21 protein-coding genes and 1 pseudogene are annotated in these 23,961 nt (G+C 75.2%); 7 read left to right on the forward strand and 15 right to left on the reverse strand.

The genetic code is table 11. The annotated features are described in order from the left end of the window. Positions 1-35 precede the first annotated feature (35 nt). From ung to ACZ6Q9_RS06005, 6 genes are all read right to left on the reverse strand, one after another. Positions 36-737 (reverse strand): uracil-DNA glycosylase, encoded by a 702-nt coding sequence (gene ung, locus ACZ6Q9_RS05980; RefSeq protein WP_350704078.1) that lies wholly within the window; start codon positions 735-737, stop codon positions 36-38. A gap of 60 nt (positions 738-797) precedes the next feature. Next, positions 798-1,280 (reverse strand): tRNA (adenosine(37)-N6)-threonylcarbamoyltransferase complex ATPase subunit type 1 TsaE, encoded by a 483-nt coding sequence (tsaE, locus tag ACZ6Q9_RS05985; protein ID WP_393261568.1) that lies wholly within the window; start codon positions 1,278-1,280, stop codon positions 798-800. Continuing rightward, entirely contained in the window at positions 1,277-2,368 is a 1,092-nt protein-coding gene (locus tag ACZ6Q9_RS05990; protein ID WP_393450555.1) for an alpha/beta fold hydrolase, read from the reverse strand. Before ACZ6Q9_RS05990 ends, tsaE begins: the two co-directional genes overlap by 4 nt. Continuing rightward, entirely contained in the window at positions 2,365-3,483 is a 1,119-nt protein-coding gene (alr, locus tag ACZ6Q9_RS05995) for an alanine racemase (RefSeq protein WP_393450552.1), read from the reverse strand. Before alr ends, ACZ6Q9_RS05990 begins: the two co-directional genes overlap by 4 nt. Before the next feature lie 83 nt (positions 3,484-3,566). Then, the gene (locus tag ACZ6Q9_RS06000; protein WP_396827987.1) at positions 3,567-5,036 is read right to left on the reverse strand and encodes an NAD(P)H-hydrate dehydratase; all 1,470 of its coding nucleotides are present in this window, start codon (positions 5,034-5,036) and stop codon (positions 3,567-3,569) included. A 50-nt stretch (positions 5,037-5,086) separates the two neighbouring features. Next, a complete protein-coding gene (locus ACZ6Q9_RS06005; RefSeq protein ID WP_350704088.1) occupies positions 5,087-5,455 on the reverse strand; it encodes a holo-ACP synthase in 369 nt (122 codons plus the stop codon). Positions 5,456-5,629: 174 nt separating this feature from the next. On the opposite strand from ACZ6Q9_RS06005, the gene ACZ6Q9_RS06010 reads away from it, so the two are divergent. Together ACZ6Q9_RS06010 and ACZ6Q9_RS06015 are read left to right on the forward strand one after the other, a co-directional pair. Further along, positions 5,630-5,926 carry a hypothetical protein gene (locus ACZ6Q9_RS06010; protein ID WP_393261580.1) on the forward strand — a complete coding sequence of 99 codons (297 nt, stop codon included), beginning with the start codon at positions 5,630-5,632 and terminating at the stop codon, positions 5,924-5,926. 185 nt (positions 5,927-6,111) lie between these two features. Then, on the forward strand, positions 6,112-7,695 hold the full coding sequence (locus ACZ6Q9_RS06015; RefSeq protein WP_396827990.1) for an alpha/beta hydrolase: 1,584 nt from the start codon (positions 6,112-6,114) through the stop codon (positions 7,693-7,695). A gap of 112 nt (positions 7,696-7,807) precedes the next feature. Here ACZ6Q9_RS06015 and glmS read toward each other — a convergent pair whose 3' ends face one another. Next, on the reverse strand, positions 7,808-9,721 hold the full coding sequence (gene glmS / locus ACZ6Q9_RS06020; protein ID WP_393261585.1) for a glutamine--fructose-6-phosphate transaminase (isomerizing): 1,914 nt from the start codon (positions 9,719-9,721) through the stop codon (positions 7,808-7,810). Positions 9,722-10,086: 365 nt separating this feature from the next. Between glmS and ACZ6Q9_RS06025 the strand changes: the two genes are divergently transcribed. Both ACZ6Q9_RS06025 and ACZ6Q9_RS06030 read left to right on the forward strand, forming a co-directional pair. Then, positions 10,087-10,599, forward strand: coding sequence for an MmpS family transport accessory protein (locus tag ACZ6Q9_RS06025; protein ID WP_393261588.1), 513 nt, complete (start codon positions 10,087-10,089; stop codon positions 10,597-10,599). Between the two features lie 31 nt (positions 10,600-10,630). Continuing rightward, on the forward strand, positions 10,631-11,827 hold the full coding sequence (locus ACZ6Q9_RS06030; protein WP_393261591.1) for a pyridoxal phosphate-dependent aminotransferase: 1,197 nt from the start codon (positions 10,631-10,633) through the stop codon (positions 11,825-11,827). 20 nt (positions 11,828-11,847) lie between these two features. On the opposite strand, the gene ACZ6Q9_RS06035 is transcribed toward ACZ6Q9_RS06030, so the two are convergent. After that, a complete protein-coding gene (locus tag ACZ6Q9_RS06035; protein WP_393261594.1) occupies positions 11,848-12,453 on the reverse strand; it encodes a PadR family transcriptional regulator in 606 nt (201 codons plus the stop codon). 98 nt (positions 12,454-12,551) lie between these two features. Here ACZ6Q9_RS06035 and ACZ6Q9_RS06040 point away from each other — a divergent pair, with 98 nt between their 5' ends. Next, complete coding sequence (locus tag ACZ6Q9_RS06040; RefSeq protein WP_396827993.1) at positions 12,552-15,380, forward strand: FtsX-like permease family protein; 2,829 nt, start codon at positions 12,552-12,554, stop codon at positions 15,378-15,380. 2 nt (positions 15,381-15,382) lie between these two features. Then, positions 15,383-16,132 carry an ABC transporter ATP-binding protein gene (locus ACZ6Q9_RS06045; protein WP_393261600.1) on the forward strand — a complete coding sequence of 250 codons (750 nt, stop codon included), beginning with the start codon at positions 15,383-15,385 and terminating at the stop codon, positions 16,130-16,132. A gap of 110 nt (positions 16,133-16,242) precedes the next feature. Here ACZ6Q9_RS06045 and glmM read toward each other — a convergent pair whose 3' ends face one another. The 7 genes from glmM to ACZ6Q9_RS06080 all read right to left on the reverse strand — a co-directional run bounded on the left by glmM (position 16,243) and on the right by ACZ6Q9_RS06080 (position 21,628). Beyond that, complete coding sequence (glmM, locus tag ACZ6Q9_RS06050; RefSeq protein ID WP_393261603.1) at positions 16,243-17,598, reverse strand: phosphoglucosamine mutase; 1,356 nt, start codon at positions 17,596-17,598, stop codon at positions 16,243-16,245. A gap of 110 nt (positions 17,599-17,708) precedes the next feature. Then, on the reverse strand, positions 17,709-18,176 hold the full coding sequence (gene rpsI / locus ACZ6Q9_RS06055; RefSeq protein WP_350680952.1) for a 30S ribosomal protein S9: 468 nt from the start codon (positions 18,174-18,176) through the stop codon (positions 17,709-17,711). Positions 18,177-18,196: 20 nt separating this feature from the next. Continuing rightward, the gene (gene rplM / locus ACZ6Q9_RS06060; protein WP_018720634.1) at positions 18,197-18,640 is read right to left on the reverse strand and encodes a 50S ribosomal protein L13; all 444 of its coding nucleotides are present in this window, start codon (positions 18,638-18,640) and stop codon (positions 18,197-18,199) included. A 190-nt stretch (positions 18,641-18,830) separates the two neighbouring features. Then, positions 18,831-20,207: an MFS transporter gene (locus ACZ6Q9_RS06065; protein WP_393451438.1), complete on the reverse strand. Its 1,377-nt coding sequence runs from the start codon at positions 20,205-20,207 to the stop codon at positions 18,831-18,833. A gap of 133 nt (positions 20,208-20,340) precedes the next feature. Further along, a complete protein-coding gene (locus tag ACZ6Q9_RS06070; RefSeq protein ID WP_350680954.1) occupies positions 20,341-20,634 on the reverse strand; it encodes a type II toxin-antitoxin system PemK/MazF family toxin in 294 nt (97 codons plus the stop codon). Further along, positions 20,624-20,881 carry a DUF6364 family protein gene (locus ACZ6Q9_RS06075; RefSeq protein WP_208417965.1) on the reverse strand — a complete coding sequence of 86 codons (258 nt, stop codon included), beginning with the start codon at positions 20,879-20,881 and terminating at the stop codon, positions 20,624-20,626. Before ACZ6Q9_RS06075 ends, ACZ6Q9_RS06070 begins: the two co-directional genes overlap by 11 nt. Before the next feature lie 51 nt (positions 20,882-20,932). Next, entirely contained in the window at positions 20,933-21,628 is a 696-nt protein-coding gene (locus ACZ6Q9_RS06080; protein ID WP_393450528.1) for a class I SAM-dependent methyltransferase, read from the reverse strand. 149 nt (positions 21,629-21,777) lie between these two features. On the opposite strand from ACZ6Q9_RS06080, the pseudogene ACZ6Q9_RS06085 reads away from it, so the two are divergent. Further along, positions 21,778-23,951, forward strand: a pseudogene (locus ACZ6Q9_RS06085) (molybdopterin oxidoreductase family protein); the annotation flags it as partial. Between the last annotated feature and the right edge of the window lie 10 nt (positions 23,952-23,961).

Here is a 23,961-nt window from a genome sequence, read left to right on the forward strand (position 1 = left end):
GTCACCGCCCGGTGACGCGCAGCTTGCGGACTTCGTCAGCCGGCCGAACGTTCCCAGTCGACCGTGGGCAGGCCCGCGTCGGCGAGGGCCTTGTTGGCCGCGCTGAACGGCCGGCTGCCCAGGAAGCCGCGCGGGTTCATCGGGCTGGGGTGCCCGGCCTCCAGCACCACGTGCTGCGGGTTGGTGACCAGCGCGGCCTTCTTGCGCGCGTAGCCGCCCCAGAGCAGGAAGACCACCCGGGAGTCCAGCGCGTCGAGCGCCCGGATGGTGGCGTCGGTGAACTCCTCCCAGCCGCGGTTCGCGTGCGAGCCGGGCGTGGCCTCGCGGACGGTGAGCACCGAGTTGAGCAGCAGGACGCCCTGCGCGGCCCAGCCGCTCAGGTTGCCGCTGCGCGGCTTCGGCACGCCGACGTCCTCGCCGAGCTCCTTGAAGACGTTGCGCAGCGACGGCGGCACGCTCACGCCCTCGCGGACGCTGAAGCTGAGCCCGTGCGCCTGCCCCGCCTTGTGGTAGGGATCCTGCCCGAGGATCAGCACCCGGCAGTCGGCCGGCGCGCAGAGCCGGTAGGCCGAGAAGAGGTCGTCGACCGGCGGGAAGACGGTGCGGGTCGCGTATTCCCCGGCGACGAACGCGGCCAGCTCGGCGGTGCGGGCCGGGTCGAGGTGCGGGGTGAGCACGGCACGCCAGTCCTCCGGCAGCAGCGCCAGCAGGTCCAGGGTGGGGGCGTCGTCGGGCATCGGCAACCTTTCGCCTGTCGAATCCGTCCCGCGCACTCTAGGCAGACGGTACGACAGCGCTCACCCGAGGGCGGCGAGCCGCTGCGCCCAGTCGCCGCCGACCGGCTCCAGCTCGACCACCCGGGTGTCGTCGTCGCGCCGGTCGACGCGCACCCGCAGGTGCGCCTCCACCAGCTGCTCGACCAGGCCCTCGCCCCACTCGACCACGGTCACCGACTCGTCCACCGAGGCGTCCAGGTCGAGGTCGTCGATCTCGGCGCGCGGATCGGCCGCGTCGCCCAGCCGGTACGCGTCGGCGTGCACCAGCGCCACCGTGCCGCCCCGGGCCGGGTCCGGCCGGTGCACCCTGGCGATCACGAAGGTGGGCGAGGTGATGTCGCCGAGCACCCCGAGCCCGGCCCCGATGCCCTGGGTCAACGCGGTCTTGCCGGCGCCCAGCGGCCCGGTGAGCAGCAGCAGGTCGCCGGCGCGCAGCAGCCCGGCCAGCCGCCGCCCGAACCCGTGGGTGTCGTCGACCGTCGGCAGCTCGACGACCTGCGTCACAGCTCCTCCAGGAAGCGCGTCAGTGCCGCGTTGACCTCGTCGGCGTGCTCCAGCATCACCACGTGCCCGCTGTCGGAGATCTTGACGAACTCGGCGTGCGGCAGCCGCCGGACGATCTCCTCCGAGTGGGTCACCGGGGTGATCATGTCCTTGTCGCCGACGACCACCAGCACGGGGGTGCCCGCCAACGCGGCGAGCGCCGGATACCGGGAGTGCGTCGCCAGCGTCCGCAGGTAGCGCGTCACCGTGTCGGCGGACGTGCGCGAGTTCATCGTCTCGACGTACGACACCAGGGCCGGGCTGGGGTGGCGGGTGCCGAAGCCGTACCTGCGGGTGAGCAGCCAGGCCACGTTGGTGGTGGACCTGCGGGCGCGGTCGATCACCGTGCCGCCGTAGCGGGTGACGTTGCCGACCATGTAGAGCACGGGCGCGCCGACCCGGCCGAGCAGGGCCGGCGCCACCAGCTTGGTCTCGGCGAGCAGGCCACCCGAGGTGGCCATCAGCACGGTGCCGACGACCCGGTCGCCGAACAGCTCCGGGAACAGCTCGGCGAAGGCCATGATCGTCATGCCGCCCATCGAGTGGCCGACGAGCACCAGCGGCCCCTCCGGGGCGACGCGGTCGATCACCTCGCGCAGCGTCCGGCCGAGCGCGGTGAGGTCGTACTCGCCCGTCTCCAGCCGCCCGGACCGGCCGTGCCCCGGCTGGTCGTACGCGACGATCCGGTGCTCGCCCCGCTCGGCGAGCAGCTTGCGCTGGAAGTGGAAGGTGCCCATGTCCAGGCAGAAGCCGTGCACCAGCACCACGGTCGGGTTGCCGGGCGTCGGCCGGGTCGGCTCGACCACCTCGACGTGGATGTCGGTGCCGTCGGGCATCTCCAGCCGGAACGCCTCGTCGTACCGCTGCTCGCCGAAGACCTCGTCGGCGTACCGGTCGGTGGGGTCGGACTTGAGCTTGCGGACCAGGGCGCGTTCGGTGGCGACGCCGGCCGCGAGCCCGGCGGCGGCGACGCCGACGGCGGCCAGCGCGCCCACGGCGGCCCGGGCGTGCCCGGAGCGGGGCAGCGGAATCCGGGAACGGGACGTCACGGGCGCTCGCCGTCGTAGACGCGGGGCACCCGGCTGCTGCCGAACCGGGTGACGATCTCGTAGTTGATGGTGCCGGCCGCCTCGGCCCAGTCGTCGGCCGTGGGCTCGCCGTCGGCGCCGCTGCCGAAGAGCGTGGCCACGTCGCCGGCGGCCACCGGGTCGTCGCCGCAGTCGAGCACGAACTGGTCCATGCAGACCCGGCCCGAGATCTGCCGCCGCCGGCCGCCGAGCTGCACCGGTCCGCTGTTGGAGGTGTGCCGGGGCACCCCGTCGGCGTAGCCGAGCGGCACCACGGCCAGGTTCGCCTCCCGCTCGGTGGTGTAGGTGTGCCCGTACGAGACGCCGGAGCCGGCGGGGACGCGCTTGGCGAGCATCACCCGGGCCCGCGCGGTCATCGCCGGGCGCAGCCCGTAGCTCTCGCCGGCCACCGGGGAGAGCCCGTAGACGGCGAGCCCGGGCCGGACCAGGTCGAAGTGCGCGTCCGGTCGGGTCAGCGTGGCGGCGGAGTTGGCCAGGTGCCGGTAGCGGGGCCGCAGGCCGGCCTGCTCGGCCATGCCGATGCCCTCGTGGAAGACGGCGAGCTGGCGGTCGATGGTCGGGTGCCCGGGCGAGTCCGCGTAGACGAAGTGGCTCCACACCCCGACCACCTCGACCAGGCCGTCGGCCTGCGCCTTGGCGGCGGCGTCGAGCAGGGCCGGCCAGTCGGCGACGGTCGCGCCGCCCCGGGACAGCCCGGTGTCGATCTTGAGGTGCAGCCGGGCCGGTCGCCCGGCCGCGCGGCCCGCCTCGACCATCTCGTCGAGCTGGGGCAGGCTGGCGGCGCCGAGGTCGACCCCGGCGGCGACCCCCTCGTGCAGCGGCAGCCCGGGCGCGAGGAGCCAGGCCAGCACCGGCACGGTGATCCCGGCCCGGCGCAGCGTCAGCGCCTCGTCCAGCGTGCAGACGCCCAGCCAGTCCGCCCCGGCGTCCAGCGCGGCGCGGGCCGCCGGAACCATGCCGTGGCCGTAGCCGTCGCCCTTGACCACCGCCATCAGCTCGGCGGCGGTGCCGGCCCGCAGCCGGCTCACGTTCTCGCGGATCGCGTCCAGATCCACCCGCACCTCGGCCTGCCACATGCCCCCAGCCTACTTTCCGCGCTGATCTCCCCGGCCCAGGCCGGCGGAGCCGCTGCGGTCGGCCGAGAGCGGAGCCGCTGCGATCAGCCGAGACGGGCGAGGACCGGGCGGAGGGCGTCGGCCACGTCGGGCGCGGTCACCGGCCCGCCCCGGGCCGCCTCCCGACCGGCCAGCCCGTGCAGGTACGCGGCCGAGGCCGCCGCGCGCTCCGGCGCCAGCCCGGCCGCGAGCAGCGAGCCGAGCAGCCCGGCCAGCACGTCGCCGGTGCCCCCGGTGGCCAGCGCCGGGGTGCCGGTCGGGTTGACGTACACCCGGCCGTCCGGCGTGCCGATCACCGTGCGGTCGCCCTTGAGCAGCACCACGGCGTTCATCCAGGCGGCCAGCCGCAGCGTGGCCGCCACCCGGTCGGCGCCCGGCGTCTCCCCGCAGAGCCGGGTGAACTCGCGGTCGTGCGGGGTGACCACGATCGGGGCGTCCCGCTTGCGCAGCCGGTCGGCGAGCGAGCCGTCCACCAGCAGGGTCAGCGCGTCGGCGTCGAGCACCACGGGCACCGGGGCGGAGAGCACCGCGCGCAGTTCCCGGGCCGCCTCCTCGCCGGTGCCCAGCCCGGAGCCGCAGACCCAGGCCTGCACCCGCCCCGCGTCGGCGACCCGGCCGGCCGCGATCACCGAGGGGTGCCGGTGCAGCACGTCGGCCCGGGCGGAGCCGGCGTAGCGGACCATGCCGGTCGGGCCGGCCAGCGCCCCGGCGACCGAGAGCACCGCCGCGCCGGGGTAGGTGGCCGAGCCGGTGGCCAGGCCCACCACGCCCCGGGTGTACTTCTCCGACGCCGGGCCGAGCCGGGGCCACCAGTCCACAACGTCCGACCACTCGGTCACGCGCAGCGCGGGGCTGCCGCGCAGCCACGGCTCCAGCCCGATGTCGACCAGTTCCACCTGACCGGCGAGCGCGGCGGCCGGGCCCACCACCAACGCGGGCTTCAGCGCGCCGAACGCGACCGTCACGTCGGCGCGGACGGCGCTCGGCCGCCCGGTGGCGGTCAGCGGCACGTCCCCGGTGTCGACGGCGACGCCGCTGGGCACGTCCACCGCGACCACGGTGGCGGGGGCTCCGTCGCGCCCGCAGTGCCGCACCAGGCTGGCGGCGAGCTGGTCGGCGGTGTCCCGGAGCCCGCCCCGCCCGCCGATCCCGACGATGCCGTCCAGCACCATGTCGACCGTCGCCGGCGGCCGGTCCACGATCCGCCCGCCGGCGGCCCGCAGCGCGCCCAGCCCCTCGGCGTGCGCCCGGCCGGGACTGAGCAGCAGCGCCGACACGGCCGCACCGCGACGGGCCAGGTGCGCGCCGGCCAGGAGCGTGTCGCCGCCGTTGTCGCCGGAGCCGACGAGCAGCAGCACCCGGGCGGCGTAGACCCCGCCCCGGTCGGCGAGCAGCAGCGCGCAGCGGCGGGCCAGCCCGGCGGCGGCCCGCTTCATCAGCGTCCCGGGCGGAAGGGTGGCCATCAGCGCCGCCTCCGCCGCGCGTACGTCCGCGACCCGCCACACCGGTCTCACGCCACCGCCCCCGTCCGAGCTTCCCGGCGCGCCAGGTCGGCGCGCACCGATCACCGTTCCGCGACCACCATCGCCGAGGCGATCCCGCCGTCGTGGGACAACGAGAGATGCCAGCGGTTGACCCCGCGCTCGGTGGCCGCCGCCGCGACCGTGCCCGAGACGGTCAGCCAGGGGCGGCCGTCCGGGTCCGGCACGATCTCGCAGTCGTGCCAGCTCAGCCCGGCCGGCGCGCCGAGCGCCTTGGCGACCGCCTCCTTGGCCGCGAACCGGGCGGCCAGCGACTCCGGCGAACGCGGGTTGCCGGAGCTGGTGTAGCGCTCGGCCTCCGTGAAGAGCCGGTCGGCGAGCAGCGGCGTCCGCGCCAGGGCCCGGGCGAACCGCTCGACCAGGACGACGTCGATGCCGACAGCGACGATCACGGGCTCACCCTACCGGCGCGGGCGGCCGCACATTAGCCGCCGGCTCGGGGCCGGGCAACGCCTGTGGACGACGGCTGTCCGTCCGCCGGGGCCGTCGTCCACAGGGTGCCTGCGCGGGTGTGGACGCCGCCTAGCGTTCCGGTCGTCGATGTTCCGCGAGGCACGGGGGCGAGGATGACCGAGGAGCCGATCACCGTACGACCCGACGCGCTGCGCCGGGCGGCGAGCGCGCTCGGCGACGACGCGTACCGGCTGGGGCACGGGCTGGCCGGGGTGGCCGGGCTGGTGGTGCCGGCCCCGGAGTGGGCGGCCGGGGCGGCCCTGACCGGGCTGGAGTCGGCCGTGCACGCCTGGTTCGGCGGGCTCGGCGCCCGGGTGGCCGAGACGGCCGGTGCGGTGCGGGCGGCGGCCGAGGCGTACGAGTCGGTGGACGACCGGGCGGCCGGGCGGCTCGCCGCCCTCCCCCGGTGACCGCGCCGGCACGACCGGCGGCGGCCGGAGCCGGGTCGGCACCACCGGTGGCCGGAGCCGCGCCGGCACCACCCGCGGTGGGCCGAACGGGCCCGACCGGGCGGCCGGCGCACCCCGCCGAGCGGGCAACGGGCCGAGCCGGGCCGTCCGGGCGGCCGGCGTACCCCGCCGAGCGGGCGCCGGCCGTGGGATACCGGCAGCTCTGGGCGGCCGACCCGGGTGCCTGGCGGGCCGCCGGGTCGGCCTGGCGGGGGGTGACCGACCGGGTCGGGCGCCGGGCCGACGAGTTGTCCGCCGGGGCGGCGGCGCTGCGCGCCGACTGGTCGGGCGGCGCTGGCGGGGCCGCCGACGCCCGGCTCGTGGCGCTGCGCACCGAGCTGACCACGGTCTCCCCCGCCCTGATCGAGGCCGACCAGGTGCTGGCCGAGTTCGCGGGTCGGCTGGCGGCGGCGAAGGCCCGGCTCTCCGCCGCGGTGACGCGCGCGGACGGCGCCGGACTGCTGGTCGACCGGCAGGGGCGGGTCGCCGCCGATCCCGCCCGCGCGCCGACCTCCCCACGGTCGGGGCAGGTCGCGGCCGGGGTGGGCGCGGCGATCCGGGAGGCGCTGGCGCTGGCCGGGGCGGCCGACCGGGAGGCGGCCGACCGGCTGGACGCCCTGTCCGCCGCCGCCCAGTCGACGTGGGTCGCCCCGCCGCCACCCGGCCGGCCCCCGCCCGGCGCCACCCCGGCCGCGGTGCGGGCGTGGTGGGCGGGGCTCACCCCCGCGCAGCGGCGGTGGCTGGTGGCGCACGAGGCGGCGCTCGTCGGGCGCCTCGACGGGGTGCCGGTGGCCGCCCGCGACCAGGCCAACCGCCTGCTGCTCGGAGCACGGCGGGAGGAGTTGCTCGCCGCGCGGCGCCGGCTGCTGGAGCGGGTGCCGCGCGGGCCGGTCGAGCTGGCCGGGCTGCTGCGGGTCGAACGGGCACTGGCGGGGCTGGACGCGCTGACCGGGCGCCTGGCCGCCGGCGAGGCGCCCCGGGCGTACCTGCTGGGGCTGGACACCGCCGGCGAGGGCCGCGCGGTCGTGGCGCTGGGCAACCCGGACCGGGCGGCGCGGACGCTGACGTACGTGCCGGGGATGACCGCCGGCCTGGACGACGCGCCCGGCGAGCTGGGCCGGGCGGCGAGGGTGCTGTCCCGCTGCGCCGACCTCGCGCCGGAGGAGGAGACCGCCGCGGTGCTCTGGCTGGACTACGACGCCCCCGACTTCCTGCACGAGGCGGCCTGGCCGGGGCAGGCCCGGGACGCGGGCCCGGCGCTGCACCGGTTCCAGGATGGGCTGCGGGCGACCCACGACGGGCCGCCGGGCCGGCAGACCGTGCTGGGACACAGCTACGGCTCGCTGGTGGTCGGCACGGCCGCCCGCGACCACGGGCTGGCCGCCGACGCGCTGGTCTTCGTCGGCTCGCCCGGGGTGGGCGTCGCGCACGCCGCCGAGCTGGGCCTGCCACCCGGGCAGGTCTGGGCGAGCACCGCGCCGGACGACGTGATCCGGCTCGCCCGGCCGCCGGACGAGCTGGCCCGGCAGGCCCTGCTCGCCGCGTCGCCGCTCGGTGGGGCCGCCCGGCTGGCCGGCTGGCCGGAACGCGAGCTGTGGTTCGGCCAGGACCCGGCCCACCCGGGCTTCGGCGGGCGCACCTTCCCCAGCGGCCGGCACGGGCACACCGGCTACTGGGCGGCCGACAACCCGGCGCTGGACGGCATGGCCCGCGTGGTGCTCGGCCGTTGACGTGGCGACGCCACGCGAGACCTCGGCGACGAACGGCCCCCGGGCGCGCAGCGGGTCCCCAGGATCCCGGGATCGGCCGGCGGCGCGGCGGGCGCCCCGCCGCCGGCCGGCGTCACTCGACCGTCACCGACTTGGCCAGGTTGCGGGGCTGGTCCACGTCGTGCCCCCGGGCGGCGGCGATCTCGGCGGCGAGGACCTGCAACGGCACGGTGGTGACCAGCGGCGCGAGCAGCGTCGGCGTACGCGGCACGTAGATCAGGTGGTCGGCGTAGCGGACGACCGCCTCGTCGCCCTCCTCCGCGATCACGATGGTCCGGGCGCCGCGCGCCCGCACCTCCTGGATGTTGGAGACCACCTTGTCGTGCAGCATGCCCCGGCCGACGGGCGACGGCACGATGCAGATCACCGGGGTGCCCTTGTCGATCAGGGCGATGGGGCCGTGCTTCAGCTCGCCGGCGGCGAAGCCCTCGGCGTGCATGTACGCCAACTCCTTGAGCTTGAGCGCGCCCTCCAGGGCCACCGGGTAGCCGACGTGCCGGCCGATGAACAGCACGGTCGGCTCGGTCTTGAGGTCGCGGGCCAGCTCGCGGACCGGCTCGATGCGGTCCAGCAGCTCGCGCAGCTTGCCCGGCATCCGGTGGAGCTGCTCGACCACGGCGGCCACCTCGTCGGCGAACTTGATCCCCCGCACCTGGGCCAGGTGCAGGCCGATCAGGTAGCACGCGACGAGCTGGGTCAGGAACGCCTTGGTCGAGGCGACGGCGATCTCGGGGCCGCCGTGGGTGTAGAGGACGGCGTCGGACTCGCGGGGGATGGTGGAGCCGTTGGTGTTGCAGATGGCCAGGACGCGGGCCTTCTGTTCCTTGGCGTGCCGCAGCGCCATCAGCGTGTCCATCGTCTCGCCGGACTGCGAGATCACGACGATCAGCGTGGACCGGTCGAGAACCGGGTCGCGGTAGCGGAACTCGCTGGCCAGCTCCACCTCGCAGGGGATCCGGGTCCAGTGCTCGATGGCGTACTTGGCGACCAGGCCGGAGTGGTAGGCGGTGCCGCAGGCGACGATGAAGATCTTGTCGACGTCGCGCAGGTCCTGGTCGCTGAGGCGGACCTCGTCGAGCATGATCTCGCCGGTCTCGGTGAGCCGGCCGAGCAGGGTGTCGGCGATGGCCTGTGGCTGCTCCTCGATCTCCTTGAGCATGAACCAGTCGTAGCCGCCCTTCTCGGCGGCCGAGGAGTCCCAGTCGATGTGGAAGTCCTTGCCGCTGGCGGGCTGGCCCGAGAAGTCGGTGATCTCGATGGTGTCGCCGGTGATGAGGACGATCTGGTCCTGGCCCAGCTCCACCGCGTCCCGGGTGTGCTCGATGAACGCGGCCACGTCGCTGGCGAGGTAGTTCTCCCCGTCGCCCCGGCCGACGACCAGCGGCGAGTTGCGGCGGGCGCCGACGACGGCGCCGGGCACCGCGGCGTCGACGGCGAGCAGGGTGAACGCGCCCTCCAGGCGCTGGCAGACCACCCGCATGCCGGCGGCGAGCAGCTGCGGGCCCTCGGGGTGGCCGGCGGCGCGCAGGTCGGCCAGTGCGGCGGAGAGCAGGTGCGCCGCGCACTCGGTGTCGGTGTCGCTGGCGAACTGGACGCCGTCGGCCTCCAGCTCGGCGCGGAGCTTCGCGAAGTTCTCGATGATGCCGTTGTGGATCACGGCGACGCGGCCGTCGGGGGCGAGGTGCGGGTGGGCGTTGCGGTCGGTCGGGCCGCCGTGGGTGGCCCACCGGGTGTGCCCGATGCCGGTGGTGCCGTCCCCGATGCCGATGGGGCTGGCCGCGCAGGACGTCGGGTCCTCGGCGGCCCGCTCGGAGAGCACCTTCTCCAGGTTGGCCAGCTTGCCGGCCTTCTTCTCGGTCAGCAGCTCGCCGTCGCAGACGATGGCGACGCCGGCCGAGTCGTAGCCGCGATACTCCAGCCGCCGCAGTCCGTCGAGCACGATTCCGAGCGCCGGGCGCGCGCCGGCGTAACCCACGATTCCACACATGTCCCGCAGCCTAACCCAGTTTCGCTCATCGCATGTGCGCGAAAGCCGGGTAAACGATCACCGAATTTGAGCGATCAGGTAACGGGCGGGATCCGGGAGGACAAACAGCCACCCCCGTACGCCGGAGGGCGAAACCGGCACGGGGAGTGGCTTGCCCGCGTCGGCCGCGTACGGCACCCTGACGGCCGCGCGCCCGTTTCCCCGACGACCAACCTGGGCCCCTTTCGCGGCCGCCCCGCCCGCCTTCCCGGAGCACAGCCATGTCCCACGCCACGCCGCCGCCCGAGCCGACCCCGCCGGCAGGCCCGTCCGCACCCGAAGCGGCCCCCTCCGGCCCGCGTGCGTCGGGCAAGCGCCCTCCCGCTGTGGACCTCGGCGTCGCCGCCGGCGCCGTCGTCGTCTTCGGCATCTGCGCCTGCCTCGGCCTCGCCGACCGCCTCGTCAGCCCCGCCGACGAGCGCAACCCGGAACGTCCGCTCGCCCACCTGCCCCACCCGTACCAGCAACCGGCAGGCGGCGGGTGGCCGACGGCGGAGCCGGCCCCGACGACTCCGCCAGCCGTGCCGGCACGGACTGTCGCACCGGCACGGACGCCCTCCGACGGGCCGGGCACGGTCACCGTCGTCTACGAGGTGACCGGCCGCGGGCCAGCCGACGTGGAGTACTACGACGCCAACGGTGACTTCGTCCAGACCGAAGGAGTCACCCTGCCCTGGCGGATGCGGTTGCGCGCACACGACGCCGAGCGGGTGATGGTGCTGGCCACCGGCCCCGACCGGAACCGCACGATCGGCTGCCGCATCACCGTCGACGGCCGGGCCGTAGCCGAGGACGGCGACCGGTGGCAGGTCACCTGCAACAAGGGGACGACGGGTTGAACCCGGGCCGGGAGTCCGTAGGCTGGCGGGCGTGACGACCACCGCCGATGCCGACCCGCTGGTGGCGCGGATGCGCGCGTTCGGGACGACCGTCTTCGCCGAGATGTCCGCCCTGGCCGTGCGCACCGGCGCGGTCAACCTCGGCCAGGGCTTCCCGGACACCGACGGGCCGGCGGAGATGCTCGCCGCGGCGGCCGAGGCGCTGCGCACCGGGCAGAACCAGTACCCGCCGGGGCCGGGCGTCCCGGCGTTGCGCGCGGCGGTGGCCGCGCACCAGCGCCGGTTCTGGGGGCTGGAGTACGACCCGGACGGCGAGATCGTGGTGACGGCGGGCGCCACCGAGGCGATCGCGGCGGCGATCCTCGGGCTCTGCGAGCCGGGCGACGAGGTGATCTGCTTCGAGCCGTACTACGACTCGTACGCCGCCTCGATCGCGCTGGCCGGGGCGGTCCGGCGCCCGGTCACGCTGCGTCCCGCCGCCGACGGCCGGTACGCCTTCGACCCGGCGGCCCTGCGCGCCGCGTTCGGCCCGCGCACCCGGCTGGTGCTGTTGAACTCGCCGCACAACCCGACCGGCAAGGTGTTCACCCCCGACGAGCTGGCCCTGGTCGCCGAGCTGTGCCGGGAGCACGGCGCGTACGCGGTGACCGACGAGGTGTACGAGCACCTCGTCTTCACCGATGCCGCCGCCGGCCACGTGCCGCTGGCGACCCTGCCCGGCATGCGCGAGCGGACGCTGCGCATCTCCTCGGCCGGCAAGACGTTCTCCTGCACGGGCTGGAAGGTCGGCTGGGTGAGCGGGCCGGCGGCGCTGGTCTCGGCGGTGCTGCGGGTGAAGCAGTTCCTCACCTTCGTCAACGCCGCGCCGTTGCAGCCGGCGGTCGCGGTGGCGCTGGCCCTGCCGGACGACTACTTCACCGGCTTCCGGGCCGGCATGCAGGCCCGCCGGGACCAGCTCGTCGGCGGGCTGACCGACGCCGGGTTCGAGGTGCTGGCGCCGGAGGGCACGTACTTCGTCACCGCCGACGTCACCGCGCTAGGCGGGCGCGACGGCGTGGAGTTCTGCCGGTCGCTGCCCGAGCGGTGCGGGGTGGTCGCCGTCCCGACCCAGGTCTTCTACGACGACGCCGAGGCCGGTCGCCGGCTGGTCCGCTTCGCCTTCTGCAAGCGCCCGGAGGTCCTGACCGAGGCCGTCGCCCGGCTGCGCCGGCTCACCGACACGCGGTGACCGGCACGTACGCCTGACCGTCAGCCGGCCGCGCGGGTCTGCTTGCTCCCCCGCTCCGTGGGCGTCCCCTCGGAGCGGGCCGTACGAAGCCTGGCGAGCACCGCGCCGCCGTCGGCGAGCAGCACCCCCTCGGCGTCGTCGACGAAGGCCAGGTCGGCCTCGACGTGTCGACTCGCCGCCGCGAGCAGCAGGCCGACCACCGGATCGTCGGCCCGGCGGCGCAGTCCGTCGAGGTTGCGCAGCTCCCGCATCAGGTGGCCGCGTTGGTTGCCGAGCACCGTCCGCACGGTGGCCGGGTCGCCGGACCGGGCCGCGGCGGTCACCTTGAGGAAGAAGTCGTCCCGGAACCCGCCGCTGCGCGGGCTGGGCTCGGCGAGCCAACGGTCCAGCTCGGCCCGGCCGTCCGGGGTGATCTCGTAGACCACCCGGTCGGGCTTGACCGGCTGCGGATGCCGTTCGGCCACCACCAGGCCGTCCCGGGAGAGCCGGTCGAGGATCTGGTAGAGGTGCCCGATGTTGAGCGGCCCCCACTGCGGGCCGACCGCCTCCTCGAAGGCGCCCTTCAGCTCGTAGCCGTAGCTGGCGCCGCCAGCGAGCAGGGCCAGGACCGCGTGCTGTATCGCCACCGTCTCCTCCGATCCGATCCGGACTGGCCCGCCCCGACGGGCCTTGCATTGTCACAATGTATCGCGCACAGTGTGTTCAGCACACGGGGAGGCGCGACATGCTCAACATCATCTGGAAGCAGCTTCGTGGCCGTGCGGGACGGTCGGTGGCGCTGCTGGTCGGCGTGCTGGTGGCGACCACCGGCTTCGTCGTCCTGACCGGCGCCACCACCACCTCCCGACTCGACGTCACCGGCACCGTCGAGCGGGAGACCCGCGCCGCCTACGACATCCTGGTCCGTCCGAAGGGCGCGCGCACCCCGCTGGAGGCCGAACGCCGGCTGGTCCAGCCCAACTACCTCTCCGGCCTCTTCGGCGGCATCACGATGGCGCAGTACGAGCAGGTGAAGGCGGTCACCGGGGTGGACGTCGCCGCCCCCATCGCCATGCTCGGCTACTCCACCGCCCCCGTGCCGACCCCGCTGGACCTGACCGGGGCGGTGGACCGGTCGCTCGACCGGCAGGTCATCCGCGTCGATCCCCGGTTCGTCGCCGAACGCGGCCTCTCCGGCGCGCCAGGCCGGCCCCGCTACGTGTACGTCACCACCCACCCGTTGATCTACCCCCGCACGGACGTGTCCCACTCCAGCGACTCCACGCCGTACACCGACGGGCGCAGCTATCCGTGGGCCGACATGTGCGGTCCCTCGCCGCGCGAGGTGCTGCCCGACGGCCGCACCCGGCCCGTCTGCGACCCGCGATACGCCCTGGGCAGCCCCGGCGCGTACTCGGAACGCGAGGAGTGGTCGCTGGTGGCCGTGCGGCTGCTCCCCGACGGCCGGTTCGAGGCCGGCCGGGGCGTCTTCCCCGACGGCGGTACGGGCCCCTCGTCCACCTCGGACCGGCTGCGGATCGCGGTCAGCCTGACGGTGCCGCTCCTGCTCGCCGCCGTGGACCCGACCGCTGAGGACCGTCTCATCGGCCTAGGCGGGGCGGTGGTCGACGGGCGGGCGCTGGGCCCGGACGACACCACGACCGTCAAGCGGACCGGCTCGGCGGAAATGCTCAACGTGCCGGTGCTCGCGACCAGCACCCCCTTCGTCGACGAGGAGCTGCGTGCCAGCTTCACGCGGCTGCCCGCGGCCCGACCGGCCGGCGTCGGACTCGACGAGCTGGAGCGCGCCCTCCGGCGCGGCCCCGAGCTGCCCGCCGGCGAAGCCCGGCACGACGTGGCCGCCGGGTGGCGCACCCGGCTCGACGCGGGCCTCTCCCCGGCCGGCTGCTGCTTCGGCCAACTCCAGGCGATGGTCCAGGCGGGGCCGACGCGGTACGACCGGCTGCCCGACGGCACACTGCGGGTCGGTGCGCTCCCGGCGGCCGACCCGGAGGTGTACGGCGATCAGTTCACGTTCAACCCCTTCCCGCGCCCCTGGCTCGCCGAGGACACGGGGGCGCGGTCGCTGCGCAAGCTCCCGCTGAAGAAGGGCGCGCCGGGCGAGCTGTACCGGGGCTGGCGGGCCGTGGGGGTCTTCGACCCGGAGAAGCTGACCGGCTTCAGCGACCTCGGGCGGGTGCCGCTGGAGACGTACGAGCCGCCGTCGGCGCAGGGCGCGGACGCCCGCAGCCGGGATGCCCTGGGCGGTCGTCCGCTGGAGCCGGGCGGCAACCCCGCCGGTCATTTCTCCGCCCCGCCGCTGCTGCTGACCAGCCTGGACAGCGTGCCGACGCTGCTGGCGGGCGGTGGCAGTCCACAGGCGAAGGCCCCGATCAGCGCCATCCGGGTGCGGGTCGCCGACGTGGACGGTTACAGCGAACGCGCCGCCGAACAGGTCCGGCTGGTCGCCGAGCGGATCGCCCAGGTCACCGGGCTCGACGTCGACATCACGCTCGGCTCGTCCCCCGCCCCGCAGGCCGTGGAGCTGCCCGCCGGGGCGTTCGGCCGGCCGGCGCTGCGGCTGACCGAGAACTGGTCGGCGCTCGGGGTCGCCTCGGTGATCACGAAGGCGGTGGACCGCAAGAGCGTCGTGCTCTTCGTGCTGGTGCTGGTGGTCTGCGCGCTCTTCCTCGGCAACGCGGTCGCCGCGGCCGTCCGGGACCGCCGGTCCGAACTGGCGGTGCTCGCCTGCCTGGGCTGGCCGGCCCGGCGGCTCGGCGCGCTGATCCTCGGCGAGGTCGCCGTCCTCGGGCTGGCCGCCGGGTTGCTCGCGCTGGTGCTGGCGATCCCGCTCGGGGCCGCACTCGGCATCGACGTGGGGTGGCGGCAGGCGCTGTTGGCCGTACCGGTGGCGCTGCTGCTGGCGCTGGTCGCGGGCCTGACGCCGGCCCTGCGGGCCGCGCGGGCCCACCCGGCCGCCGCGCTGCGCCCGGCGGTGGCGACGGCCCACTGGGTACGCCGGCCGCGCACCCTGGCCGGCCTGGCCCTGGCCAACCTGGCCCGCACGCCCGGCCGCACCCTGCTCGGGGCCGGCGCCCTGGCCATCGGGGTGGCCGCGCTGACCCTGGTCGCCGCCGCCGGGTACGCGTTCCGCGGTGCCATCGTCGGCAGCCTGCTCGGCGACACGGTGTCGCTGAGCGTGCGCGGCGCCGACACCATGGCCGCCGTCGCGACCGTGCTGCTCGGGGCCGCCGCGGTCGCCGACGTGCTCTACCTGAACATCCGGGACCGGGCCGCCGAGCTGGCCACCCTGCGCGCGGTCGGCTGGAGCGACGGCGCGCTGGGTCGCCTGATCGGGTACGAGGGGCTGGCCCTCGGACTGCTCGGCGCGGTCACCGGCGCCGGCCTCGGGCTGGCCGGGGCCGCCTGGCTGGTCGGCGCCCTGCCCGGCACGTTGGTCACGGTCGCCGCGCTGGTGGCGGTGGCCGGTGTCCTGGTCACCTCGATGGCCGCCCTGGTCCCGGCCGCGCTGCTGCGCCGGCTGCCGACCGCACGACTGCTCGCGGAGGAGTGACGATGAAGACGACGACGGTGGGCAGCACGGTCCGGGTCGCCGGGCTGGTCCGACGGTTCGGGGCCGGCCCGCAGCAGGTGACCGCGATCGACGACGTGTCCCTGGAGATTCCGCCCGGGGCGGTGGTGGCGCTGACCGGGGCCAGCGGCTCCGGCAAGTCGACGCTGCTGCACATGATCGGCGCGATCGAACAGGTCGACGCCGGCACCGTCACGGTGGACGACCTGGAGATCACCGGGCTCGGCCGGTCCGCCCTGACCCGGTACCGGCAGCGGGTGGGCTTCGTCTTCCAGCGCTACCACCTGCTGCCCGCGCTGACCGTGCTGGACAACGTGATCGCGCCGATGCTGCCGCGCCGGGGGCGAGCCGACCACGCCGCCCGGGCCCGGGAGCTGCTCGACGCGGTGGGCCTGGCCGGGCGGGAGCGGGCCCTGCCGTCCCAGCTCTCCGGCGGTCAGCAGCAGCGGGTGGCGATCGCCCGGGCGCTGATGGGCTCCCCCGGGCTGCTGCTCGCCGACGAGCCGACCGGCAACCTCGACTCGGCCACGGGCGGGCAGATCCTCGACCTGCTGCTGGACCTGCGGGACCGGCACGGCATGACGATCCTGCTCGCCACCCACGAGCGGGCGATAGCCGCCCGGTGCGACCGGCTGGTCCGCCTCGGCGACGGGCGGATCGTCGAGGACGTGGACCTCACGGACGGCGAGGACCCGGCGGCCACCTTCCAGCGCGCCGCGGGCCTGCGCCTGTAGACCGGCCGCCGGCAGCCGCCCCTGGCGGAGGACTCAGGGCCGGTTCCCGATCGCCCGGGAAAGGCGACGGCCCGGGCCCGCCGATGGCGGGCCCGGGCCGAAGCGGGATGTCAGGCGGTCGGGCTGGCGACGCGCACCGCGCCGGCGATGCGCTCGGCCGTCTCGCGGGCGACGTGCTCCGTGGCGGCCTCGACCATGACCCGGACCAGGGGCTCGGTGCCGGACGGGCGGAGCAGCACCCGGCCGGTCTCGCCCAGCTCCGCCTCGGCCCGCTCGACCTCGGCCCGGACGGCGGGCGCGGCCGCGCCGACCGTACGGTCGGCGACGGGAACGTTGACCAGCACCTGCGGTAGCCGGGTGAGCACGCCGGCCAGCTCGGCCAGGGACTTGCCGGTCGCCGCCATCCGCGACATCAGGTGCAGCCCGGTCAGCACGCCGTCGCCGGTGGTGGCGTACGCGGGCATCACGATGTGGCCGCTCTGCTCGCCGCCCAGCGCCAGCCCGGACGCCCGCAGCTCCTCCAGCACGTACCGGTCGCCGACCTTGGTCTCGACCAGCCGGATGCCCTCGCGGGACATCGCCAGGCGCAGGCCCAGGTTGCTCATCACGGTCGCGACCAGCGTGTCCTGCGTCAGCGTGCCGGCCTCCCGCATGGCGAGGGCGAGGATCGCCATCACCTGGTCGCCGTCGACCTCGTCGCCGTCGGCGGTCACCGCGACGCACCGGTCGGCGTCGCCGTCGTGCGCGATGCCCAGGTGCGCGCCGTGCTCGACCACGGCGGCCCGCAGGGCCTCGATGTGGTTGGAGCCGCACTCGTCGTTGATGTTCAGGCCGTCGGGCTCGGCGTGGATGGCGACGACCTCGGCCCCGGCCTCCCGGTACGCCACCGGCGCCACCTCGGCGGCGGCGCCGTTGGCGCAGTCGACCACGACCTTGATCCCGTCGAGACGGTGCGGCACGGTGCCGACCAGGTGCTGCACGTAGTGGTCGGCGCCGTCGAGCAGGTCGTGCACCCGGCCGACGCCGGCGCCGATCGGCCGCTCCCAGGCGGTGGTGGCGTTCGCCGCGACGGCCGACTCGATCCGCATCTCGATCTCGTCGGGCAGCTTGTGCCCGCCGGCGGCGAAGAGCTTGATCCCGTTGTCGGGCATCGGGTTGTGCGAGGCGGAGAGCATGACGCCCAGGTCGGCCTTGGCCTCGGCGGTGAGGAACGCCACGGCCGGCGTCGGCAGCACGCCCACCCGCACCACGTTGGCGCCGGCGCTGGTGAGCCCGGCCACGACGGCGGCCTCCAGCATCTCGCCGCTGGCCCGGGTGTCCCGGCCGACCACGGCGAGCGGGGGATGGCTCTTGTCCGACTCGGCGAGCGTGTGCGCGGCGGCTACCGCCACCGCGAGCGCCAACTCGGGCGTGAGATCCGCATTCGCCCGCCCGCGTACGCCGTCCGTGCCGAACAACCGACCCATACCCGCCAACCTCCGATGAAACGGTCCAGGGAAAGGCGAACGGCCGGGCCGCCTCCCGTCGAGGGGAGGCGACCCGGCCGTTCGTCAGAAGTACAACGTGCCGCTGAAGGTCAGCGCTTCGAGTACTGGGGAGCCTTACGGGCCTTCTTGAGGCCGTACTTCTTGCTTTCCTTGACCCGGGCGTCCCGGGTGAGGAAGCCGGCCTTCTTCAGCGCCGGGCGGTCGTCCGGCTCGCTGACGATCAGGGCCCGGGCGATGGCCAGCCGGAGCGCGCCGGCCTGACCGGTGGTGCCGCCGCCACGCAGGTTGGCGATGACGTCGAACGCCTCCGGCTTCTCGGCGGTGACCAGCGGATCCTTGATCAGCTGCTGGTGCACCTTGCTCGGGAAGTAGGCCTCGAGGTCCCGACCGTTGCAGGTGATCTTGCCGGTGCCCGGCACGATGCGGACCCGGACGATGGCCTCCTTGCGGCGACCCACGGTCTGGATCGGCCGGTCACCACGAGGCGCGCGGGCGACGGGCGCCGGCGCCTCGGTGGCCTCCTCGGGGGCAACCTCGGTGGCGGTGATGTCGGTCATGCTGATTCCTTCGCCCGCGCTCACTGCGCGATCTGCTTGATCTCGAACGGCACCGGCTGCTGCGCGCCGTGCGGGTGCTCGGCACCGGCGTAGACCTTCAGCTTCTTGATGAGCTTACGGCCGAGCTTGTTGTGCGGGAGCATCCCCTTGACGGCGAGCTCGATGGCCCGCTCGGGACGCTTGGTCAGCAGCTCGTCGTAGCCGACCTGCTTCAGACCACCCGGGTAACCGGAGTGGCGGTAGGCGATCTTCTGCTGCCGCTTGTTGCCGGTCAGCGCCACCTTGCCCGCGTTCACGATGACGACGAAGTCGCCCGTGTCGACGTGCGGCGCGAAAGTCGGCTTGTGCTTGCCGCGCAGCAGCGTGGCGGCGTGGGTGGCCAGGCGGCCCAGCACGACATCAGAGGCGTCGATGACGTGCCACTGACGCTCGATCTCACCCGGCTTCGGGCTGTACGTACGCACAGGTATACCTTGTCTCGTCGTCGGTCTGGGGTCGCGCGCCGAGGTTACCGGGCGCGCACGAACGACCAAGCGTACCTCAGGCGGCACGCCTCTGGATGTCGTACAACAGCAGGCAACGATACCCGCCGCCCCGTCGGCAGGTCAAAACGGGGTACCGCCCCGCCTGACCCGCCACAGGGCATGGCCGGGGTCACACCCCGACCAGCCGGCGCGGGCCCGGCCGCAGGTAGACCGACCAGGTCACCCCGAAACACACGGCGTACGCCACGACGAAGGCGACGTACGCCGCGTCCGCGCTGCCCAGGGTGAGGAACGACTGCCGGAAGGCGATGTTCACCAGCACCCCGCCGGCGGCCCCGACCGCCCCGGCGATGCCGATCAGCGCCCCGGTCATCCGCCCGGCCCAGCGCTGGGCGGCCGCCGCGTCCCGCCGGCCGGCGTCCACCGCGGAGGCCGCCCGGGCCCGGAAGATCGCCGGGATCATCTTGTACGTCGAGCCGTTGCCGACGCCGGAGAACACGAACAGCGACAGGAAGCCGAGCAGGTAGAGCCCGAACGACCGCTCCCGGGCGGCGAAGAGCACCAGCGACGCGCCGGCCGCCATCGCCACGAAGTTCCAGAAGGTCACCCGGGCCCCGCCGAGCCGGTCGGCGAGATGGCCGCCCACGGGCCGGACCAGCGAGCCGATCAGCGGGCCGAGGAAGGTCAGCCAGGCCGCGTCGACCGGGGTCGGGAAGCGGTCGGCGAACTGGAGCTGGAGCACCTGCCCGAAGGCGAAGCCGAAGCCGATGAAGGAGCCGAAGGTGCCGATGTAGAGCAGCGACATCGTCCAGGTGTGCGGGTCGCGGGCGGCCTCGCGCAGCGCGCCGGGCTCGTTGCGCGCCCCGGGGATGTTGTCCAGCCCACGCGCCGCAGCCAGCGCGGCCAGCACGATCAGCGGCAGGTAGACCGCCGGCACCAGTCGGGGGTACGCGGCCCCCGCCGTCGCCAGCACCGCCAGCCCGACGAGCTGCACCGCCGGCACGCCGAGGTTGCCGCCGCCGGCGTTGAGCCCGAGCGCCCGTCCCTTGAGCCGCTGCGGGTAGAAGAGGTTGATGTTCGCCATCGAGGAGGCGAAGTTGCCGCCGCCGACGCCGGTCAGGCAGGCCAGCACCATCAGCGTGGTGTAGGAGACGCCCGGCTCCAGCAGCACGGCCATCGGCACCGCCGGGACGAGCAGCAGCGACGCGCTGACGATGGTCCAGTTCCGCCCGCCGAAGCGGGCCACCGCCAGCGTGTAGGGCAGCCGCAGCACCGCCCCCAGGGCGGCCGGCACGGCGGTGAGCAGGAACTTCCCCGCCGGGTCGATGCCGTACTGCGGGCCGAGGAAGAGCACCGTCACCGACCAGAGGCTCCACACCGAGAAGCCCACGTGCTCGGCGAAGATCGAGACCCAGAGGTTACGCCGCGCGATCGGCGCCCCCGTCGTACGCCAGAACTCCGGGTCCTCGGGGCGCCAGTCGTCGATGCGGTGCCGGCGCCCGGCGGCGGCCGGGGCGGCCTCGGCCAGGGGTGTGGTGGGGGCCAGTGCGCTCACGGCGACTCCTCCTCGTCGGTGTGACCTGGAGGGACGCTAGGAACCGGGGATTACCCCGCGGTGCCCGTCGCGGGTCGGGCCGGAAACGAGGAGCGCACCTCGGCCGGGCCACGCCGGTGAGATGTCAGAGCTGTTGCAGGATGCGCAACGCCCGGCCGACCCGGAGCATGGTCTCGGTGTCGGCGACGTCCACGCACTCCGTGAACCACTTCTTCATCGGCGAGGAGAGCCGGTCGGGCATCACCACGTACGCGCCCATCGGCACCGCCAGGGGCGAGTCGCGCAGCAGCGCCTCCTCGACCACCTCGGCCACGATGACGATCGGCACGTCGGTGGAGTTGTAGACATCGGAGCTGATCACCAGACCGAGCCGTTCCCGGGCGCCGTCGATGCGCCAGACCTCGCCCCTACGCAGCACGCGGGCGCCCGCCGAAGAGCACGTCGTCGACCATGCCGACCTCGCGGGCGTCGGCGAGGGCGGCGGATTCGAGGTCGAGCCCGGCCCGGCCGACGGCGGCGGCGTGCGCGGTGAAGACCTCGCGCAGCGCCTTCTCCCGGGCCGCCTGGTCCATCCACGCCGACAGGGAGAGCCCTTCGCGCTTGGCGAACCGCCGGGCCTCCTCGATCGTCTCGTCGGAGAACGACAGGGTCACCTTGGCAGTCATGCCGGGCAGACTACCCAGCGGTATGACCGGCAGTCATCCCGTCGAGACCCGCTATTCGCGCCGGCCGCCGAACACGGCAAACCGCCACTGCTTGAAGAAGCAGTCGACGTCGGCCAGTCCCGCCTCGGTGAGCCAGCGGCACTGCGCGGCGACCGGCGCCGGTCGGTCGTACGCCATCCGGCCCTCGGCGGCGGTGATCTCCTCGGCGTCGGAGCCCAGCGCGGCGACCTGCGCCAGCCACACCTCGTGGTAGCGCCGGTCGAGTTCCGGGGTCGGACCGGCCACCTGCTCGGCGTTGACGAACACGCCGCCGGGCGCCAGCGCCGCCGCCGCGCGCCGGTAGAGCGTGCGCTTGCCGGCGTCGTCGAGGTGGTGGATGGCCAGCGCGCTGACCACCGCGTCGTAGCGACCGGCGGGCAGCGGGTCGGCCAGGTCGGCCGTCACCGTGCGGTGTGGCACCGACCGGGCCCGCAGGTGTTCGGCGGCGACCGCGAGCATGGCCGGCGCGGCGTCGACCAGGGTCAGCCGCACCCCCGGCACCGCCGCCGCGAGCAGCAGCGACAGCAGCCCGGTGCCCGCGCCCAGGTCCAGCACCTCGGGGGTACGCCCCGACGCCAGCGCGGCCCGCAGCGGCGGCGCGGCCACCTCCACGGCCGTGCCGTAGAACGCGTCGAAGCAGGGCACCAGCCGCCGGCGGGCCTCGTCGTAGCTGCCGGCCACCGCGTCGAAGACCGCACTCACACCCATGTCGCAACTCCCAAATCCCGGGACAGTTGTCTCATATTGTAAACGCCACGATTCGGCCCGCCGCTCCGGTTGCGGTGTGAGGGGCTCTTGACAGGACCGAAACGAACGGGACCCGGACCGGAAACCGCCCGCCGGCACGCTTTGCCGACATGACGGACGGTGCACGGGCGACAACTCGGCCGGGGCGGACGCCCCGGGAGGTGGCGACGCACTGCCCGTACTGCGCCCTCCAGTGCGGCATGACGCTGCGCGAGGAGGCCGGCCGGGTGACGGTGCTCCCCCGGCAGTTCCCCACCAACCGGGGCGGCCTCTGCCAGAAGGGCTGGACGGCCGCCGAGCTGCTCGACCACCCCGAACGGCTGACCACCCCGCTGCTGCGCGACCCCGACACCGGCCGGCTGCGCCCCGCGAGCTGGGACGCCGCCCTCGACCGGATCGTCGCCGGCATCCGCGCCGTCCAGGACGGACACGGCCGGGACGCGGTGGCCGTCTTCGGCGGCGGCGGGCTCACCAACGAGAAGGCGTACGCGCTCGGCAGGTTCGCCCGGGTGGCGCTGCGCACCCGGCACATCGACTACAACGGCCGGTTCTGCATGTCCTCCGCGGCGGCGGCCGGGATGCGCGCCTTCGGCGTCGACCGGGGCCTGCCGTTCCCGCTGGCCGACCTGGGCCGGGCCGACACCCTGCTGCTGGTCGGCGCGAACCCGGCGGAGACCATGCCCCCGCTGGTGCGCTGGCTGACCGAGCAGCGCGAGCGCGGCGGCCGGCTGATCGTGGTCGACCCCCGGGTCACCGCCACCGCCCGGCAGTCCGACCTGCACCTGCAACCCCTGCCCGGCACCGACCTGGCGGTGGCGAACGCGCTGCTGCACATCGCGCTCACCGAGGGCTGGGTCGACCGGGACTACGTGTCCGCCCGCACCACCGGCTTCGAGGCGGTCCGCCGCAGCGTGGCGGGCTGGTGGCCGGCCCGCGCCGAAGCGCTCTCCGGGGTGCCGGTGGCCGACCTTGAGGCGACCGCCCGGGCCCTCGGCACCGCCGAGCGCGTGATCATCCTGACCGCGCGGGGCGCCGAACAGCACGCCAAGGGCGTCGACACGGTCACCGGCTTCGTCAACCTGGCGCTCGCCCTGGGGCTGCCCGGTCGCCCCGGCTCCGGCTACGGCTGCCTCACCGGGCAGGGCAACGGGCAGGGCGGGCGGGAACACGGGCAGAAGGCCGACCAGCTCCCCGGCTACCGGAGGATCGACGACCCGGCCGCCCGCGAACACGTCGCCGGGGTCTGGGGCGTGCCGGCCGACGAGCTGCCCGGGCCGGGTGTGCCGGCGTACCAACTGCTCGACTCGTTGGGCACGCCGGCCGGGCCGAAAGCGCTGCTGGTCTTCGGCTCCAACCCGGTGGTCTCCGCGCCCCGGGCCGCCCGCGTCGAAGGCCGACTGCGCGACCTCGACCTGCTCGTGGTCGCCGACCTCCTGCTCTCCGAGACCGCCGCGCTGGCCGACGTGGTGCTCCCCACCGCCCAGTGGGCCGAGGAGGACGGCACGATGACCAACCTGGAGGGCCGGGTGCTGCGCCGCCGCGCCCTGCGCCCACCGCCCGCCGGCGTCCGCACCGACCTGGCGATCCTCGCCGCCCTCACCGCCCGCCTCCAGGCGCAAGGAAGGGCACCTTCTTATCGGATTCTGCATAGGAAGGGCCCTTCCTTGCACCCAGCCCGGGTCGTGTCGGCGCGGTGGACGGCAGCGACCCGCGGGCCGTGTTCGAGGAGCTGCGGCGGGCCTCGGCCGGCGGGATCGCCGACTACGCCGGGGTGAGCTGGGAGCGGATCGACGAGCGGGACGGCGTGTTCTGGCCCTGCCCGGCCGAGGACGGCCCGGACACGCCCCGGCTCTTCGCCGACCGCTTCGCCACCCCCGACGGGCGGGCCCGGTTCCACCCGGTGGAGCACCGGCCGGCGGCCGAGGAGGTCTGCGCCGAGTACCCGCTGCACTTCACCACCGGCCGGGTACTCGCGCAGTACCAGTCCGGCACCCAGACCCGCCGGGTCGACGCGCTGCGCCGGGCCGCCCCGGACGCCTTCGTCGAGCTGCACCCGGACCTGGCCGCCCGGCTGGGCATCGGCGACGGCGCGCCGGTGCGCGTGATCTCCCGCCGGGGCGAGCTGCGCGCGCCGGCCCGGCTCAGCACCGCCATCCGGCCGGACACGGTCTTCGCGCCGTTCCACTGGGGCGGCGCCGCGCGGGCCAACTCGGTCACCAACGACGCCGTCGACCCGGTCTCCGGGATGCCGGAGTTCAAGATCTGCGCCGTCCGGCTGGAAAGGGTGGACGAAC

The sequence above is a fragment of the Micromonospora sp. NPDC049139 genome (assembly GCF_055586845.1).

Bases quoted from the DNA above. Each gene is read 5' to 3' on its own strand.
- ung (WP_350704078.1), bottom strand. From the start codon at position 737: ATGCCCGACGACGCCCCCACCCTGGACCTGCTGGCGCTGCTGCCGGAG.
- alr (WP_393450552.1), bottom strand. From the start codon at position 3,483: ATGTGGCAGGCCGAGGTGCGGGTGGATCTGGACGCGATCCGCGAGAAC.
- ACZ6Q9_RS06010 (WP_393261580.1), top strand. From the start codon at position 5,630: ATGACCGAGGAGCCGATCACCGTACGACCCGACGCGCTGCGCCGGGCG.
- glmS (WP_393261585.1), bottom strand. From the start codon at position 9,721: ATGTGTGGAATCGTGGGTTACGCCGGCGCGCGCCCGGCGCTCGGAATC.
- ACZ6Q9_RS06040 (WP_396827993.1), top strand. From the start codon at position 12,552: ATGCTCAACATCATCTGGAAGCAGCTTCGTGGCCGTGCGGGACGGTCG.
- ACZ6Q9_RS06045 (WP_393261600.1), top strand. From the start codon at position 15,383: ATGAAGACGACGACGGTGGGCAGCACGGTCCGGGTCGCCGGGCTGGTC.
- glmM (WP_393261603.1), bottom strand. From the start codon at position 17,598: ATGGGTCGGTTGTTCGGCACGGACGGCGTACGCGGGCGGGCGAATGCG.
- rpsI (WP_350680952.1), bottom strand. From the start codon at position 18,176: ATGACCGACATCACCGCCACCGAGGTTGCCCCCGAGGAGGCCACCGAG.
- ACZ6Q9_RS06075 (WP_208417965.1), bottom strand. From the start codon at position 20,881: ATGACTGCCAAGGTGACCCTGTCGTTCTCCGACGAGACGATCGAGGAG.
- ACZ6Q9_RS06080 (WP_393450528.1), bottom strand. From the start codon at position 21,628: ATGGGTGTGAGTGCGGTCTTCGACGCGGTGGCCGGCAGCTACGACGAG.